The organism is Brachybacterium sp. AG952 (assembly GCF_004362645.1).
GTDB classification, from domain to species: domain Bacteria; phylum Actinomycetota; class Actinomycetes; order Actinomycetales; family Dermabacteraceae; genus Brachybacterium; species Brachybacterium conglomeratum.
On the sequence record NZ_SNXV01000001.1, the window covers coordinates 853,823 to 869,635 of the forward strand.

Consider the following 15,813-nt stretch of genomic DNA (forward strand, 5'->3'; position numbering starts at 1 on the left):
GGCGGGTGCGGCGTCAGTCCAGGAACGTGTCGATCGCGGAGTCGGCAAGGGTCGCCCCGACATAGTTGCCGACCAGGTCTCCGGTGATGCCGCCGACGACGCCGCCGATCCCGATGTTCTCCTTCAGGTTCTGCCAGAACTCCCCGAACGAGACGTCACCCCAGTCGGCGCCCAGGAACGAAGCGGCAGATGACATGCCTGCTTCCATGGGGGCCGGGCCCCCGGTCGGCGCCGCGGGCTCAGAACCACCTTGTGACCCCGCAGGGGCGGAGGCGTCTTCCTGCTCCTCGACGTGGGCGTCGAGATCCCCGCCGCGGGTCCTCAGCGACTCTGCGGCGGTGGTGAGCTGACCGCGGACCGACGAGTCGAAGGCGGTGGCGAAGCCCTCCGCATCAGGTCCGATCCAGTCCGTGCCGACGACTGCGCCGACCTGCGTGGAGAGCGACTCGAGAAGAGTGCTGAGGGATTCTGCGCGGTCGGTGAATCGGCCGGCGAGGTCGGTGACCTCGGCAGTGTTCATCCCCTGGAATACGGTCATGGTTGCTCCACCCGTCTGGCACGAATAGTTCGACTGGTCACGTCGACGGTTTCCGGTGCGGGGCGAGGACGACATGGGGAGAGGTCCCCATGCGGTGCTGGGAGGATGGCGGCATGGATCTCTCGCTCGCCCTGATCGCGCTGGCACTGTTCCTCCTCGGCGGTGCACTCGCAGTCCTCGCGATGCTGTGTCGTGTCGGTCGAGGACGGGTCTTCCGCGCCTGGGTCGACACTCATGGCGTGGGGCCGGGCCGAGGATTCGCCTACGCGGAGACCACGGTGCTCGTGCTGCTGCCGCTGTGCACGCAGACCATCTTCGTGGCCGGCGGGGTGGTGGGGCTTGCCTCCGTCGAATTGCTGCGTGAGACGACGACATCGGTCCTGGTGCCGGCCGCAGTGGTCCTCGAAGTGCTGATCTGGGTCGTGCTGCTCCTCATGATCGGCTACCGCTCCGTGCTTCCGCTGTGGATCTATCCTGCGTGGCTGCGTCCGCAGCGACGCCGTGACCGGGAACTCATCCGCGCACGGTGAGGAGGGGCCGCAGCACCTCACGAGCTGCGTCGGTCGGATCTGCCCCGACGAAGCGCCCACTGCCTTCCTCGGACACGATCAGATAGCGACCGCGCACCTGCAGGAGGAATGCTTGGCGGTCGCCGTCGACCCGGCGGCGGACGAGCTGGACGGCCCGCGGCGGGGCTGCCTCGAGCGCCGGATCCGACACCGGCGGCAGCACGGTCGCCGCCTCCAGTAGATAGCCCCATGCCCTGTTGCGGGAGCTGCTCGAGCTCGCCCTGGTTGAGCTCGAAGACCCCGCCGTCGCCCCGCACATCATGCGCCGCGCCCGGCGCCTCCCACCCGACGCGCTCCCCGTCGGCCTCGACGAGATGGTGCGGCCGTACCTGGACCATGAGCTCGACGAGAGCCGACTGCAGGCGGGGCTTACGCTGGAGCGCTTGGCAGAGGCTTCCGGCGAGGGGTGAGTCGGCCGACGCGGGAATCGGGGGGGAGATCAGGCCGCCGAGTGCTGCATGTGGACCGTCATCGCGCCTCGGTGACGGTTCGGAGGCAGCACTCGGTGGTCTGCGACGGGCTCAGCGCGTCGCCGGCGTCTGGTCGATCTTCCCGTAGGTCATCCGGCGCAGCAGCTTCTCCGCCGGGCCGCGCATCCCGCGCGCGCCCATCCACGCCGCGATCGGCAGGGACACCAGCCACACCGCGAACGCGATCGCGAGCGCCGGGGCGGTCGAGAGCGTGCCGCCGAGACCCAGCCCCCACGAGGCCATCAGCGGCGCGAGCAGCAGCGACTGGAACAGGTAGAAGGTCAGCGAGCGCTGCCCGACCGCGGCGAGGGTCCGCTCGAGGACGCCGAGGTCGCGGCTGCGGTCCGGTGCGCTCTCTTCGCGGAGCACGCCGTAGGCGCGCTCGGCGGGGGAGAGGTCCCGGTCGGCCGACGGGTCCGGGCGCGAGGCGTCGGTGACGGTCCCTCGGCCTTCGAGGCGCAGGGCGAGCAGCCCGAACAGCGCCGCGTAGCCGATCCCGCAGGCGATGCCGGTGAGCGAGGTGAGCCCCGTCAGCATCCACGGCGCCGCGGCGGGCAGGTCGTACACGCCGAGGATCGCGAGCGCCTCGGGCAGCCCGCCGAGCCAGCCGATCGCGATGCCGATCACCGCGGCGCGCCGCAGCAGGCGCACGTGACGCCACGGCTCGTCGAGGATCCGACGCCGTGCCGCGAGCCAGCCCAGCAGGATCGGCAGCGGCGCCCCCATCAGCGCTGCGAAGGGCAGCGCCACCGCCCACAGCCCGAGCCGATACAGCACCGAGACGAGGTAGGGAGTGTCGTAGGCGACGGGGCGGACGAAGCCGGTGCCCATGTCCGTCGCCGCCATCTCGGCAGTCACCTCGGCCGGCACGAAGTACGTCAGCGCCACGCCGCTGAGCATGCTGAACAGCGCGAACAGCGCCATCACCGCCGCGAGCACGATCACCCAGATGCGCAGGGTGCGGGAGCGCCGGCCGAAGAACCACCACACCAGCACCAGCGCGCTGACCGCGTACACCCCGAGGATGTCGCCGTAGAACAGCAGCGCCGCGTGCAGCGCCCCCAGCAGCAGCATCGCCCAGTGGCGACGGCGCATCATCACCCGCACCGCGCCGGGGGCGAGGCCGCGGTCGATCCTCGAGCGGTAGAACTGCACCATCCCGTAGCCGAACAGGAACGCGAACAGCGGCATCGCCCGGTGGTCCACCGCGATCGTCATCACCGCCTGCGCGATCGAGTCCAGCGGTCCGTCGGCCGGGATGTGCGGGGTGCCGCCGACGGTCTCCGAGGAGCGCCACAGGTACCAGGAGACGTTGGCCACCGCGATCAGTGCGAGCATCAGCCCGCGCGCGACATCGGGGGCGAGTGAGCGGGGCGGCGCGACCGCATGGGCCGCTGACGAGGGGTCGGGAGCGTGCGCGGAGACGGGAGCGGAGGTCACGGCAGGGCCTTCCGGAGCGGCGGACGTCGTGCCCGTCACGCTAGTGCGCCGGCGCTCGCACGCCCCACGACGAAAGTCATGGATCGGGCTCTCGATCGGTGGTGGGAAGCACCTCTCCGCGGCGGGCCGGAGGGCCCCGGGCGAGCCTTCGATGCCTAGACTGGAGGGCACACGACGACGACCCTTGAGGAGCAAGTGAGGCTGCGGTGAACGACCACCTGAAGACGACGGTCCAGGCGATCAACTGGAACCGGATCCCGGACCCGAAGGACCAGGAGGTCTGGGACCGCCTGACCGGTAACTTCTGGCTTCCCGAGAAGGTGCCGCTGTCCAACGACGTCCAGTCCTGGAACCGTCTGACCGAGTCCGAGCAGCAGCTGGTGATGCGCGTGTTCACAGGCCTGACCCTGCTGGACACGGTGCAGGGCACCGTGGGCGCGGTCTCCCTGATCCCCGACGCGATCACGCCCCACGAGGAGGCGGTGTACACCAACATCGCGTTCATGGAGTCCGTGCACGCGAAGTCGTACTCCCAGATCTTCTCGACGCTGTCGAACACCAAGCAGATCGACGAGGCCTTCCGCTGGAGCGAGTTCAACGAGCCGCTGCAGAAGAAGGCGAACATCGTCATGGACTACTACCAGGGCGACGACCCGGAGAAGCGCAAGGTCGCCTCGACCCTGCTGGAGTCCTTCCTGTTCTACTCCGGCTTCTACCTGCCGATGCACTACTCCAGCCGCGGCGAGCTGACGAACACGGCGGACATCATCCGCCTGATCATCCGCGACGAGGCCGTGCACGGCTACTACATCGGCTACAAGTTCCAGAAGGCCGTGGAGAAGGCCGACGCCGCCCGCCAGGCGGAGCTGAAGGAGTACACCTTCTCGCTGCTCATGGAGCTGTACGACAACGAGGAGGAGTACACCGAGGACCTCTACGACCCGGTCGGCTGGACCGAGGAGGTCAAGACCTTCCTGCGCTACAACGCGAACAAGGCGCTGATGAACCTCGGCTACGAGGCGCTGTTCCCGCAGGACCAGGTCGAGGTGAACCCCGCGATCCTCGCCTCGCTCTCCCCGAACGCGGACGAGAACCACGACTTCTTCTCCGGCTCCGGCTCGAGCTACGTCATGGGCAAGGCCGTCGAGACCGAGGACGACGACTGGGACTTCTGAGCCCCATTCGCCTCGGAGGCCCGGAGACGCAGCACGCTGCCTCTCCGGGCCTCCTGCTGTCCGCCTACGCTGGGGCCGTGGCCTCCCGTCGGCACCCCACCGAGCTCCAGCAGCGCGAGCACCTCGCGCTGCGCTTCGGGCTCGTGCTGCGCCGCGGCGCGGGGGAGCTCGCCCGGCGGGAGCGGACCGGCCGGGCGATGGCCGCCGCGCTCGCCGTGCCCTACTACGCCCTGCTGCACCACGGGAACGTCGTGCCCCGTCAGGCCCTCGCGCAGCGCGGGCGCCTGGACGGCGTGGTCGCGGTGCGCCTGCCCGGGCCCGGCGCGGACGCGGCCGAGGTGACCGGCTGCGCGGAGCTGATCGCCAGGGTGCTCATGGCCGAGCACGAGGCCCGCGGCGCGGTCTACTCGATCCGCACCGAGCGCTGGGACGCGACGACGGGGGAGGGGCTGCTCAGGATCGACGCGGCGAGCGCCGTCGGAGGGCCGACGGACGTGCCCATCGCGGACGGCGACCTCGACCCGCTGCTGCACGCCCTGTTCCGGACCGTCGATCCGCACGGGCGGGGCCTCGCGATCGTGCGCGACCCGATCGCGGTGCGAGAGTACCCGGCGACGACCTGGCGCTGGCTCGTGCCGCTGCGGGAGCAGTCCTCGCTAGAGGAGTTCGCCGAGCTCCACCGCCGGATGTCCTTCGCGGTGCTGACGGCGCTCGTCGGCGCCCCGCCGCGCGATCTCGCGCCGCTGAAGTCCGTGCCCGACTGGTACGTGGACCTGCCGTGAGCGCCGGTCTCCCCGCCGACCTGCTGCGTCTCCACCCCGTCACGGCCGACGCCGATCGCGCCCTCGCCGCCCACGTCGCCGACGTGGTGGGCGTGCAGGCCGCCGAGATCCGGGTGGGACGGCACTGCCCGGCCTGCGGCGCGGTCTCCCACGGCCGGCCCTGGGCGCGGGTCGTGGGCACGGCCGACGGGGTCGGCGTGAGCCTCTCCCGCTCGGGCCCGCATCTGCTCACCGCCGTGCGCGTCGGCGGCGGGATCGGGGTGGACCTCGAGGAGGCCGCGGCGGTCGACCGCGGCTGGGATCCCTCGCTCGTGCTGCACCCGGCGGAGGCCGGCCAGGACCGCACCGCCGAGGACCGGGCCCGGCTCTGGGCCGGCAAGGAGGCGGTGCTCAAGCTCCTCGGCACCGGGCTGCGCACCCCGATGCCCGAGGTGCGCCTCGCGGAGCATGATCTGCGCGAGGCCGAGGCGCCCGACGGGTTCGTGATCCTGGTGGCGCTGTCGCAGAGCTGACCGCGTCGGAGCCGTCGGCGCGGGCGAGGCCGCGCCGACGCGGCCTCGCCCGCGCGACCGCCGACCTCGCCGTGCCCGTCGGCCGGAGAGCCCGGCCGTCAACCGCGCGAGAACAGGGCCCGCAGCCCCCGATGGGTGGGCTCGCGGAAGACCGGCTGATCGGGCAGGTCCGGCAGCTCCTCGTCGTGGAGCCACGCGGCGAACAGGTCCGTGAGGTCCTCGCCGCTCTCGCGCGCGGCATGCTCCTCGAACATCTCGGTGGTCACCGAGCCGCCGAGGTTCTGCGCCAGCCACGACCGGATCAGCGGGAAGAACGTCTCGTCGCCCACGCGGCGGCGCAGGACGTGCAGGGTCAGGGCGCCGCGCTTGTACAGCCGGTCGTCGAACATCAGCTCGGGGCCGGGATCGGCGACCAGCAGGTCCTCGGGCAGCTCGGCGAGCGCCGCGTGGTGGTGGCGAGCCTCCTCCTCGACGGTGGAGCGGCCGGTCTCCTCCGCCCACAGCCATTCGCTGTAGCAGGCGAATCCCTCGTGCAGCCAGATGTCCTGCCACCGCTCGAGGGTCACGGCGTTGCCGAACCACTGGTGGGACAGCTCATGGGCGATCAGACGCTCCGCCTCCCAGTCCTCGGCCAGGTGGTTGCGGCCGAAGGTGGACAGCGCCTGGGACTCCAGCGGGATCTCCAGCTCGTCCTCGGTGATCACCGCGGTGTAGGAGGGGAAGGGGTAGGGGCCGTACAGGCGCGTGAACAGCTCGAGCATCTCGGGCTGCCGGGCGAAGCCCGGCGCGAGCTCCTTCGCGCCCACCCCGGCGGGCACCAGGGAGCGCACCGGCACCGACGCCCCACGGTGCGGCACCTCGGTGTACCGGCCGATCTGGACCGTGGCGAGATAGGTCGGCATCGGCACGTCCTGGCGGTAGCTCCAGGTGGTGGCGTTGCCCTTGCGGCGCTTGCCCTCCAGCTCGCCGGAGACGGCGACGTGATAGGCGGGGTTCGCGGTCAGGCTGATCTCGTAGACGGCCTTGTCGTCGGGGCGGTCGTTGCAGGGGAACCAGGAGGGGGCGCCGTGAGGCTGGGCGGCGACGATCACCCCGTCCTCCAGCTCCTCCCAGCCGGTCGGCCCGTGCAGGCGCGAGCGGACCGGGCGCGGCTTGCCGCCGTAGCGCACCTCGACAGTGGCCTCCTGCCCCGCGGTGAACGAGGACTTCATGGTGAGGTCGCCGCCGTGGTGGCTGTGCTTGATCGGCTTCCCGTCGAGCTTCACGGAGGAGACCTGGAGGCCGTAGAGGTCCAGGTGCAGCGCGCCGGTGTCCTCGTGCACCTGGCAGCTCAGGGTCGCGGTGCCGTCCAGACGGTTCGTCTCGACCTTGTAGGCGATGTCGAGCGCGTACCGCTGCACGGAGTAGGAGGCGTCGCCGTGCCCCGGGAGATAGGGGTCGCTGCCCGGCCGGGTGGTGCTCATGCGCGCTCCTCCATGTGCTCGCGCTCGCGCGCGTCGTCCTCGTCGTCGTGCTCGTCGGCGGTGCCGTTCAGCGGGGCGTCGTCGTCGGCCCAGGGGCCGATCGGGTTGCCGGTCCAGCGGGTCCCGGTCGGCACGCGCTCGCCGCGCATCACCAGGGACACGGGGCCGATGGTCGCGTGGCGGTCGATCTCCGCGGCGGGCAGGATCACGCTGCCCGGCCCCAGGGTCGCACCCTCGCCGAGGGTCACGGCATCCATGCTCAGCACGCGGTCCTGGAACAGGTGGGTCTGGACCACGCAGCCGCGGTTCACGGTCGCGCCGTCACCGAGGGTGACCAGGTCCGTCTCCGGCAGCCAGTACGAGTCGCACCACACGCCCGCGCCGACCTTCGCGCCCAGCGCCCGCAGCCACAGGTTCAGCGCCACGGTGCCGGCGGTCGAGGTCGCGAACCACGGCGCGGCGAGCACCTCGGTGAAGGTGTCGGCCAGCTCGGAGCGCCACACGTAGGCGGTGAACAGGGCGTGCTCGCCGGGGCGGTGCCGACCGATGATCAGCCACTTCGCGACCACGGTGATCATCGCGGCGACGATGCCGGCCACCAGCAGCACCACCCCGCCGAGCAGGACGGCGAGCAGGATCCCGAGACCGCCGCGCAGCAGCAGCGCGTACACCGCGCCCCACACCGCCACCGGCAGCAGCAGCGCGATCAGCAGCGGCACCAGGCGCGTCGTCTCGACCAGGCCGCGCCGTACCAGCAGGTGCTTCGGCGGGTCGTAGGTGAGGGCTGCGTCGTGCTCCTCCTCGGCGCGGCGCAGCGTCCTCGGCGGGGAGCCGAGATAGGAGGTGCCGGACTTCGCGGACTTGCGGCGCGGGGCGGCGGAGAGCACCGCGACCAGGGACTGCTTGGGCACCTTGCGGCCCGCGGCGAGCATGCCGGAGTTGCCGACGAAGGCGCGCTTGCCGACCTTCACCCGCTCCACGCGGATCCAGCCGCCGCCGAGCTCGTAGGGCCCCACCAGCGTGTCGTCGGCGAGGAAGGAGTGGTCGCCGACGGTGACGAGGCTCGGGATGAGCAGGGCGGTGGAGATCTCCGAGCCGCGGCCGACCTTCGCACCGAGCATCCGCATCCACATCGGGGTGAGCCCGCCTGCGTACAGCGGGAACAGCCAGGTGCGGGCCTCGTCCAGCAGGCGCAGCGTCGCCCAGATCGACACGCCCGCCGCCGAGCGCATCGGATGGTGCCCGGGGGAGATGGCGAGGGCGAGCAGGCGGGTGAGCACCAGCACCGCGAGCGCCACGGCCGCGAAGCCGGCGAGCGCCGCGAGCGGCAGCCACGGCAGGGCCGCGAGCACGGCCTGCCCGAAGCCGTCCGCGCCGCGCAGGGCGGGGAGCAGCACCGCCCCGCCCACCAGCACGCCGAGGCCGGGCAGCGCGGCGATCAGCAGGGACAGCGCCCCGTAGACGATCTCCCACTGCGGCCTGCGCGGCGGCGCCTCGTCGGACCAGGGGCCGCGCGCCGCGCCGCGCGGTGCGGCGGGGGAGCCGGACCAGAACTCGCCGGCCGGCACCTTCCCGAGCACGGCCGAGCCGGGCGCGACCTCGGCGTCCTTCCCGATGCGGGCACCGGGGCCGAGGGTGCTGCGGGCGCCGATGCGGGCCCGCTTGCCGATGCGGACGGGGCCGATGCGCAGCACGTCCCCGTCGATCCAGTAGCCGGCCAGGTCCACCTCGGGCTCGATCGAGGCGCCGTCCCCGATCTCGAGCATCCCGGTGACGGGCGGCAGGGCATGCAGGTCCGCGCCCTTGCCGAGCCTCACGCCGAGCAGCCGCGCGTACCAGGGGAACCACACCGCGCCGGAGAGGGAGGTCGCCCCGAGCTCGTCCTGGACGTGCTCGGCGAACCACAGCGCGAGATGCACCCTCCCGCCGCGGGGATGGGTGCCGGGGGTGACGCCGCGCAGCAGCAGCCGTGCGAGGAGGGCGGCGAGGGCCATCCGCCCCGGGGGCAGGACGAGCGCGATCGTCATCGGGACCACCAGCCACAGCGGGAAGGCGACGATCCACGGCACGTCCGTGACCGCGGCGAGCACGGTGGAGGCGAGCATCAGCCAAGTGATGCCGCGCAGCGCGGCGAGGCCGCGCAGCGGCAGCAGCGCCAGCAGCTGGGCGAGCTGGGTGCGGCGGCGCAGCGGGGCGACGGTGCGGTCGCTGCGCACGGCGGTGGAGCCCATCGCGTCCAGGTGCGCGGCGAGCGCCGCGACGGAGGACTGCTGGTACACGTCGCCGACGGTCAGCTCGGGATGCTGCTCCCGCAGCCGGCTGACCACCTGCGCGGCGGTGAGGGAGCCGCCGCCGAGGTCGAAGAAGTCGTCCTTCACGGACGTGACCTCGGCGCCGAGCACGTCGGCCCAGATCTCCGCGATCCAGGCGGCGGTGCCGGAGAGCTCGGCGCTGCGCTCGGAGGAGCCGGGCAGCGGCCACGGCAGCGCGTCGCGGTCGATCTTGCCGGAGGTGCGGGTGGGGAGGTCCTCGACCACGGCCAGGCGCGGCACGAGCGCGGCGGGCATCCGCCGGCGCAGCAGGCCGCGGGCGATCTCGGCGTCGTAGGAGTCCTCGACGGTCAGGTAGCCGACCAGGAGCTTGTTGCCCGAGCGGCTGGAGCGCACGGCGGTCGCGGCGCCGACCACTCCGGGCAGGCGCAGCAGCTGGTCATCGATCTCGCCGAGCTCGATGCGGCGCCCGCCGAGCTTGATCTGGTCGTCCGCGCGGCCGGCGAAGAGGAGCCCGTCGGGATCGTTGACCACGATGTCGCCGGAGCGATAGGCGCGCTCCCAGCCGAGCGTGGGCATGGGCGCGTACTTCTCGGCGTCCTTGGCGGGGTCGAGATAACGGGCCAGGCCAACGCCGCCGATGATCAGCTCGCCGCTCTCGCCGGGGGCGACGGGGCTCCCCTCGCCGTCCACGACGGCGAGGTCCCAGCCGGCCAGGGGCAGGCCGATCCGCACCGGCGCGGTGCCATTGAGCATCGCGCCGCAGGCGACGACGGTCGCCTCGGTGGGGCCGTAGGTGTTCCACACCTCGCGGCCGGGTGCCTGGAGGCGGGCGGCGAGCTCGGGCGGGCAGGCCTCGCCGCCCATGATCAGCAGCCGCACCTCGCGCAGCGCCGAGTCGGGCCACAGGGAGACGAGGGTGGGGACGGTGGAGACGATCGAGATCCGGTTCGCCTCGAGCCAGGGGCCGACGTCCACGCCGGAGCGCACGAGCGAGCGCGGCGCGGGCACCAGGCAGGCGCCGTACGCCCAGGCCAGCCACATCTCCTCGCAGCTCGCGTCGAAGGCGACGGACAGTCCCGCCATCACCCGGTCGCCCGGCCCGATCGGCGCCTGCTGCAGGAACATCTGCGACTCGGCCTCGACGAAGGCGGCGGCGCTGCGGTGGGAGACGGCGACGCCCTTGGGCCTGCCGGTGGAGCCGGAGGTGAAGATGACCCAGGCGTCGTCGCCGGGGGAGGGGTCCTGCGGCGCGCCGGCCGCCCCGGGCATGCCGGCCGACGTCTCGCTCGCCGCGGCTCCGGGAGCCGACGGTGCTGCGTGCGCCGGCGCGCCGGCGGGGACCTGTGCGGTCCCGGCCCCGGTGGGGGTGATGACGAGGTCGTCGCCGATGACGGCGAGGGCCGCGGACTCCTCGAAGACGACGCGGGCGCGCTCGTCGGGGTCGTCGGCGTCGACCGGGACGTAGGCCGCGCCGGCCAGCAGGATCCCGAGGATCGCGACGTACAGGTCGGTGGTGCCGGAGCTGATCCGCACCCCGATCTTCGTGCCGGGCCCGGTGCCGATCGCGGCGAGACGGCCGGCGACCTCGGAGGCCGCCTCCTCGAGCGCCGTGTAGGAGAGGACCTCGGCGCCCGCGTGGACGGCGGGCGCGTCGCCGTGCGCCTCCACGACGCGGCGGAAGATCTCGACGAGCGTGCTGGGCGCCGGGGCGCGGTCCCCGGCGAGGAGCGAGGGGAGCAGGGCGGGGTGGGAGGCGGTCACGTCCTGATCATCCCCTACCGACCTGTCGGGCAGGAGGAGGCGAGCAGCCGGGCCGCGGAGACGCTCATCCCAATGTGACCTGCCCGAACAGGCCTTCCGGGCGCCGGCGTCCCGCTCTCGACCCCGGGCGTTCCCGTGCTGTTCGGCTGTCGGTCCCGTGCCGTTCCCGCACCGTTCCCGAGCCGGCGGCGGGGCTGCAGGAGGCGGAGGGGTGAGGAGGCGCGACGCGGAGGATCGGCGAGGCTCCGCCCGAGGCGGGGCGGCGACGCGCCGGAGCCTGCGATCGCCGCGCCGACCGACAGGTCGGTCCCGCATCCCTGGACATGAGTGCAGACGGCGTTACATTGTGAGTGCACACCCTTCCCCGATCTCAAGGAGTTTCACCATGGGACTCATCGGTCTGATCATCTCCTGGCTCATCATCGGCGCGATCATCGGGCTCCTCGCCCGCGCCGTCATGCCCGGCAAGCAGGGCATGGGCCTGGGCCTGACCATCGTCCTCGGCGTCATCGGCGCGATCGTCGGCGGTTTCATCGGCAGCCTCTTCGGCGGCGACGGCATCTCGGGAATCATGAACAACCCGTGGAGCATCGGCACGATCCTCCTCGCCGTCATCGGCGCGATCGTCGTCATGGTGATCTACGGACTCGCGACCAAGAACCGCGCCTGACCCCAGAGGGCCGCGGCCTGTCCGCGCCCGACCTCCGCAGCGCCGCCCCGGGTCCCCCGGGGCGGCGCTGCGCCGTTCACGGAGGCGTTCGCAGAGGGTCGTCCTCGGGCGGCGGGCCGAGGAGTTCGGCCTCTGCCTCCGTGTGGGACTCCGCGGAATGCGGGAACGCTGGAATTCCCCGCAGCGATGGGCGAGGCTGGGGTCATGACCTCCACCGACCCGCAGGCCACCGCATCCCCGCTGATCACCGCCGATCTCGCGCGCGCCGGTCGCGCCCTCGCCCAGGTCTCTGTCGCCGTGATCGCGGCGCGCACGGGGCTGGAGGCCGAGGACGTCCGCGCCTTCGAGCGAGGCGTCCAGGATCTCGACGAGGAGCGGAGCCGTGTGCTGCGCACCGGCCTCGAGGAGCTCGGCGTCGAGTTCCTCCCGGCCGACGACGAGGCCGGCGTCGGCCACGGCGTGCGCCAGAAGTTCAACCCCCGCACCGTCAAGCGCATCGAGAACTGGGAGAACGAGGGCGGCCCCGCGCTCGAGGACGACATCTGAGCCGCCTGGCGGGAGGTCGTCACGGTGGCACGTCGGCCGTGCGACGGCCGATGACCTCCACCGTGCGTCGCCCCGCGGACCAGCGGGCCGTGTCCTCGCGCAGGTCCCCGAGGTCCGAGGGATGCACGAGCACGGTGAGCAGCGCGGCGCGCCCCCCGTACTCGGTGGGCTCGACCGCCGCGCCGCGGGCGGCGGCCCAAATGCGCACCGCGTTCTCCGCGATCCCCGCCTCGGCCGGCGGCACCTCGATCCGTGCCTCCAGCAGCTCCGTGCGCCGCAGCAGCGTCGCCGCGGCGACGGCCTGCTCGACACCTGCGGTGTAGGCGCGCACCAGCCCGCCCGCCCCGAGCTTCACCCCACCGAAGTAGCGGATCACGACCGCGAAGACGTCCACCAGGTCCGCGTGCAGCAGCGACTGCAGCATCGGCATGCCCGCAGTGCCGGAGGGCTCCCCGTCGTCATTGCTGCGATGGACCTCGGCCCGCTCGACCGTCTCCTCGAGCACGAGGGCGGTGCAGTGGTGGCGGGCGCCCGGATGCTCGGCGCGGGCGGCGCGCAGCAGGGCGTCGGCCTGCCCGACCTCGCTCACCCGGTGCAGCCGGGTGAGGAAGCGGGACTTCTTCTCCACCAGCTCGGTCTCGACGTCGGCGGCGAGGACGAGGGGAGAGGGCATGCAGGCGAGTCTAGGCGTGCCGGTCACGGCATGTGCCTGCCGGTCGGGGCCTCCGCCGGATAGCCTGTCGGTGTCGTCGGGGGTCGGCATCCGCTCCTCGTGACCGTCCCACTGCGCGATCCCTCCAGGAGCACCCCGTGACTCAGCCGCCCTCATCCTCCGGCCCGCTCGCCCCGCCGCCCAGCGGCGGGTGGAACCACCCCGGCCCGCAGCCCGGGAGCGGATGGGGACAGGCCGGTGCGCAGCCCGGCGGCGGCATGCCCCCGGCCGGCGGCGGCGCGCCCCAGCCCGGCGGCTGGAACCAGCCTGCGGCCGCTCCGGCGAAGAAGCCGTCGAAGGCGCCCAAGGTCCTGATCATCCTCGGTGCCGTGATCATCGGGCTCAGCCTCGTGATCGGGATCGTGACGGCCGTGATCGGGTTCGGCCAGGTCGCCGGCGGCGCCGAGAAGTATCAGATCCTCGAGAGCGGCTCCGGCACCTACACCGCCGAGGCCGACGAGACGGTGCAGCTGTACGCCGAGGAGGGCACGTCCGCCCCGCAGTGCACGATCGACGGCCCCGCCGTCGGCGAGGGCACCATCCAGACCAGCGGCTTCGGCAACGAGGGACGGGAGTGGGATTCCTTCGACTCCTTCACCGCGGAGGAGGCCGGCGACTACACGATCGACTGCGGCGGCACGCCCGTGATGGTCGGCCCGCCCGTCTCGATCGGCGGCATCTTCGCAGGCCTCGGCGGGATCCTCCTGGCCATCGGCGGCGGCGTGCTCGGCTTCCTGCTGCTGATGGTCGGCGTGATCATCCTGCTCGTGCGCCGCGGCCGCGACTGAGCCGGACCGGCGCGCCCGCACAGCACCGACGCGTCCGATGCGGACGCCCGCCCAGCGGCCCACGGTCGCCGAGGCCGCGCCCCGGGGATGCACGACGGGTCCGGCAGGAGCAATTCTCCTGCCGGGCCCGTCGGCCGTTCAGCCCAGGGGCTGCGCGGGCGGGACGCTCAGGCGTCCTCGGTGATCAGCGGGTACACGCCGTTCTCGTCGTGCACCTCGCGCCCGGTCACGGGCGGGTTGAACACGCACACGCACTTGATCTCGGTGCGGGGGCGGACCTTGTGCTTGTCGTGGTCGTTGAGCAGGTACAGCGTGCCGGGGGCCAGCTCGTGGATCTCACCGGTGGCGAGGTCCTCGATGGTTCCCTCGCCCTGCGTGATGAAGACGGCCTCGATGTGGTTGGCGTACCAGAAGAAGCTCTCGGTGCCGGCGTAGAGGGTGGTCTCGTGGACGGAGAAGCCCACGCCCTCCTTGGCCAGGATGATGCGCTTGGAGCGCCAGTTCTCCGACTTCACGTCGGCGTCGGTGTCCTCGATCTCGGCGAGCGAGCGGACGAGCATGGTGGGTGGTCCTTCCGGTGGGGATCGATTGGTCGTGGTCCGCGGGCGCGCTGGGCGACCCGCGGGCGTCGGCCCGACGCGCGAGGCGACGGGCCGACGGGGAGTGGGGCCGAGGCGGCCGGGCGCGGGGCCGTCGGACCCGGGGTCGTCGGGGACTCCGGGCCCTCGGGGCCCGACGCTTCGGGCTCGAGGTGCCTCGGGCGGTGGCGCCTCAGGCGGTGGCGAGGGCCTCGTCGACGGCGGCCTCGATGATGTCCAGGCCCTTCTCGAGCAGCTCCTCGGGGATGGTGAGCGCGGGCAGCAGCTTCACGACCTCGTCGGAGGGGCCGGAGGTCTCCACCAGCAGGCCCTCCTCGAAGGCGCGCGCGGCGATCGCGCCGGCGATCTCGCCGGAGGGCATCTGCAGGCCGCGGGCGAGACCGCGGCCCTTGACCACGAGCTCGTGGTCGGCGTGGCGGGCCGCGATCCGGTTGAAGCGCGATTCGACGTAGGCGCCCTTGGCCTCGGTGGACCGCTGCAGCTCGTCATCGCTCCAGAACAGCTCGATGGCCTTGGTGGCGGTGGCGAAGGCGGGGCCGAAGCCGCGGAAGGTGCCGTTGTGCTCGCCGGGCTCCCAGATGTCCAGCTCGGGCTTGATCAGGGTGAGCGCGAGCGGGTGGCCGTAGCCGCTGATCGACTTCGACAGGGTGACCATGTCGGGCTCGATCCCGGCCTCCTCGAAGCTGAAGAAGCCGCCGGTGCGGCCGCAGCCCATCTGGATGTCGTCGACGATCAGCAGGATCTCGTGCTCCTTGCACAGGTCCGCGAGGCCTCGCAGCCACTCGGCGCGGGCGGCGTTGATGCCGCCCTCGCCCTGCACCGTCTCGACGATCACGGCGGCGGGCTTGTTCAGCCCGGAGCCGCCGTCGGTGAGCAGGCGCTCGAGGTACATGAAGTCGGGGACGACCTGGCCGAAGTAGTCGTCGAAGGGCATCGGGGTCGAGTGCACCAGCGGGATGCCGGCGCCGCCGCGCTTCATCGAGTTGCCGGTGACGGACAGCGCGCCGAGGGTCATGCCGTGGAAGCCGTTGGTGAAGCTCACGACGGACTCGCGCCCGGTGACCTTGCGGGCCAGCTTCAGCGCGGCCTCGACCGCGTTGGTGCCGCCGGGGCCGGGGAAGGCGACCTTGTAGTCCAGGCCGCGGGGCCTGAGGATCTTCTGGTCGAAGGTCTGCAGGAACTCGCGGCGCACGTCGGTGAACATGTCCAGGCCGTGCACCACACGGTCCTCGAGGTAGTGGTCGATGACGACCTTCTTGAGCTCGGGGTGGTTGTGGCCGTAGTTCAGGGTGCCGGCGCCGGCGAAGAAGTCGATGTACTCCGTGCCGTCCTCGGAGGTCAGCACGGAGCCCTTGGCGTGGGTGAACACGGCGGGCCAGCCGCGGGAGTAGGAGCGGACGCCGGACTCGAGCTCGGTCGGGTCGGCGACAGGGGCGCCGGCCTGGTCGGCCGGCTGGGGCTTCGCGGTGGTGTCGGTCGGGGCGGTCGTGGTCATGCCATCTCCTCGGGTGGGGT

The 15,813-nt window shown here is 72.5% G+C and carries 16 protein-coding genes; 8 read left to right on the forward strand and 8 right to left on the reverse strand.

The genetic code is table 11. The annotated features are described in order from the left end of the window. Positions 1 to 13: 13 nt before the first annotated feature. Positions 14 to 538: a hypothetical protein gene (locus DEU31_RS03735; RefSeq protein ID WP_133675849.1), complete on the reverse strand. Its 525-nt coding sequence runs from the start codon at positions 536 to 538 to the stop codon at positions 14 to 16. A gap of 113 nt (positions 539 to 651) precedes the next feature. On the opposite strand from DEU31_RS03735, the gene DEU31_RS03740 reads away from it, so the two are divergent. Then, positions 652 to 1,068 carry a hypothetical protein gene (locus tag DEU31_RS03740; RefSeq protein WP_133675851.1) on the forward strand — a complete coding sequence of 139 codons (417 nt, stop codon included), beginning with the start codon at positions 652 to 654 and terminating at the stop codon, positions 1,066 to 1,068. Here the strand turns inward: DEU31_RS03740 and DEU31_RS03745 are convergent. Beyond that, the gene (locus tag DEU31_RS03745) at positions 1,052 to 1,270 is read right to left on the reverse strand and encodes a hypothetical protein (protein ID WP_133675853.1); all 219 of its coding nucleotides are present in this window, start codon (positions 1,268 to 1,270) and stop codon (positions 1,052 to 1,054) included. The two genes, DEU31_RS03740 and DEU31_RS03745, sit on opposite strands and share 17 nt — an antisense overlap. A gap of 34 nt (positions 1,271 to 1,304) precedes the next feature. Here DEU31_RS03745 and DEU31_RS03750 point away from each other — a divergent pair, with 34 nt between their 5' ends. Then, positions 1,305 to 1,517, forward strand: coding sequence for a hypothetical protein (locus tag DEU31_RS03750; protein WP_133675855.1), 213 nt, complete (start codon positions 1,305 to 1,307; stop codon positions 1,515 to 1,517). 111 nt (positions 1,518 to 1,628) lie between these two features. On the opposite strand, the gene DEU31_RS03755 is transcribed toward DEU31_RS03750, so the two are convergent. After that, the gene (locus DEU31_RS03755) at positions 1,629 to 3,017 is read right to left on the reverse strand and encodes a DUF418 domain-containing protein (protein ID WP_133675857.1); all 1,389 of its coding nucleotides are present in this window, start codon (positions 3,015 to 3,017) and stop codon (positions 1,629 to 1,631) included. A gap of 206 nt (positions 3,018 to 3,223) precedes the next feature. Between DEU31_RS03755 and nrdF the strand changes: the two genes are divergently transcribed. From nrdF to DEU31_RS16710, 3 genes are all read left to right on the forward strand, one after another. Beyond that, positions 3,224 to 4,192 carry a class 1b ribonucleoside-diphosphate reductase subunit beta gene (gene nrdF, locus DEU31_RS03760; RefSeq protein ID WP_010550459.1) on the forward strand — a complete coding sequence of 323 codons (969 nt, stop codon included), beginning with the start codon at positions 3,224 to 3,226 and terminating at the stop codon, positions 4,190 to 4,192. 77 nt (positions 4,193 to 4,269) lie between these two features. Continuing rightward, complete coding sequence (locus DEU31_RS16705) at positions 4,270 to 4,974, forward strand: hypothetical protein (RefSeq protein ID WP_166649374.1); 705 nt, start codon at positions 4,270 to 4,272, stop codon at positions 4,972 to 4,974. Further along, a complete protein-coding gene (locus tag DEU31_RS16710) occupies positions 4,971 to 5,486 on the forward strand; it encodes a 4'-phosphopantetheinyl transferase superfamily protein (protein ID WP_166649375.1) in 516 nt (171 codons plus the stop codon). The genes DEU31_RS16705 and DEU31_RS16710 overlap by 4 nt, the downstream gene beginning before the upstream one ends. 98 nt (positions 5,487 to 5,584) lie before the next feature. Here DEU31_RS16710 and DEU31_RS03770 read toward each other — a convergent pair whose 3' ends face one another. Together DEU31_RS03770 and DEU31_RS03775 are read right to left on the reverse strand one after the other, a co-directional pair. Then, on the reverse strand, positions 5,585 to 6,949 hold the full coding sequence (locus tag DEU31_RS03770; RefSeq protein WP_133675861.1) for a M1 family metallopeptidase: 1,365 nt from the start codon (positions 6,947 to 6,949) through the stop codon (positions 5,585 to 5,587). Continuing rightward, positions 6,946 to 10,983 (reverse strand): Pls/PosA family non-ribosomal peptide synthetase, encoded by a 4,038-nt coding sequence (locus DEU31_RS03775; RefSeq protein WP_133675863.1) that lies wholly within the window; start codon positions 10,981 to 10,983, stop codon positions 6,946 to 6,948. The genes DEU31_RS03770 and DEU31_RS03775 overlap by 4 nt, the downstream gene beginning before the upstream one ends. Positions 10,984 to 11,368: 385 nt before the next feature. On the opposite strand from DEU31_RS03775, the gene DEU31_RS03780 reads away from it, so the two are divergent. Beyond that, on the forward strand, positions 11,369 to 11,653 hold the full coding sequence (locus tag DEU31_RS03780; RefSeq protein ID WP_010550454.1) for a GlsB/YeaQ/YmgE family stress response membrane protein: 285 nt from the start codon (positions 11,369 to 11,371) through the stop codon (positions 11,651 to 11,653). A 204-nt stretch (positions 11,654 to 11,857) separates the two neighbouring features. Beyond that, a complete protein-coding gene (locus DEU31_RS03785; protein WP_133675865.1) occupies positions 11,858 to 12,199 on the forward strand; it encodes a hypothetical protein in 342 nt (113 codons plus the stop codon). 19 nt (positions 12,200 to 12,218) lie between these two features. On the opposite strand, the gene DEU31_RS03790 is transcribed toward DEU31_RS03785, so the two are convergent. After that, positions 12,219 to 12,872, reverse strand: coding sequence for a YigZ family protein (locus DEU31_RS03790; protein WP_133675867.1), 654 nt, complete (start codon positions 12,870 to 12,872; stop codon positions 12,219 to 12,221). 137 nt (positions 12,873 to 13,009) lie between these two features. On the opposite strand from DEU31_RS03790, the gene DEU31_RS03795 reads away from it, so the two are divergent. Continuing rightward, positions 13,010 to 13,699, forward strand: coding sequence for a hypothetical protein (locus DEU31_RS03795; protein ID WP_243733700.1), 690 nt, complete (start codon positions 13,010 to 13,012; stop codon positions 13,697 to 13,699). 167 nt (positions 13,700 to 13,866) lie between these two features. On the opposite strand, the gene DEU31_RS03800 is transcribed toward DEU31_RS03795, so the two are convergent. Together DEU31_RS03800 and ectB are read right to left on the reverse strand one after the other, a co-directional pair. Continuing rightward, entirely contained in the window at positions 13,867 to 14,259 is a 393-nt protein-coding gene (locus DEU31_RS03800) for an ectoine synthase (protein ID WP_010550450.1), read from the reverse strand. Positions 14,260 to 14,470: 211 nt separating this feature from the next. Then, complete coding sequence (gene ectB, locus DEU31_RS03805) at positions 14,471 to 15,793, reverse strand: diaminobutyrate--2-oxoglutarate transaminase (protein WP_133675869.1); 1,323 nt, start codon at positions 15,791 to 15,793, stop codon at positions 14,471 to 14,473. Between the last annotated feature and the right edge of the window lie 20 nt (positions 15,794 to 15,813).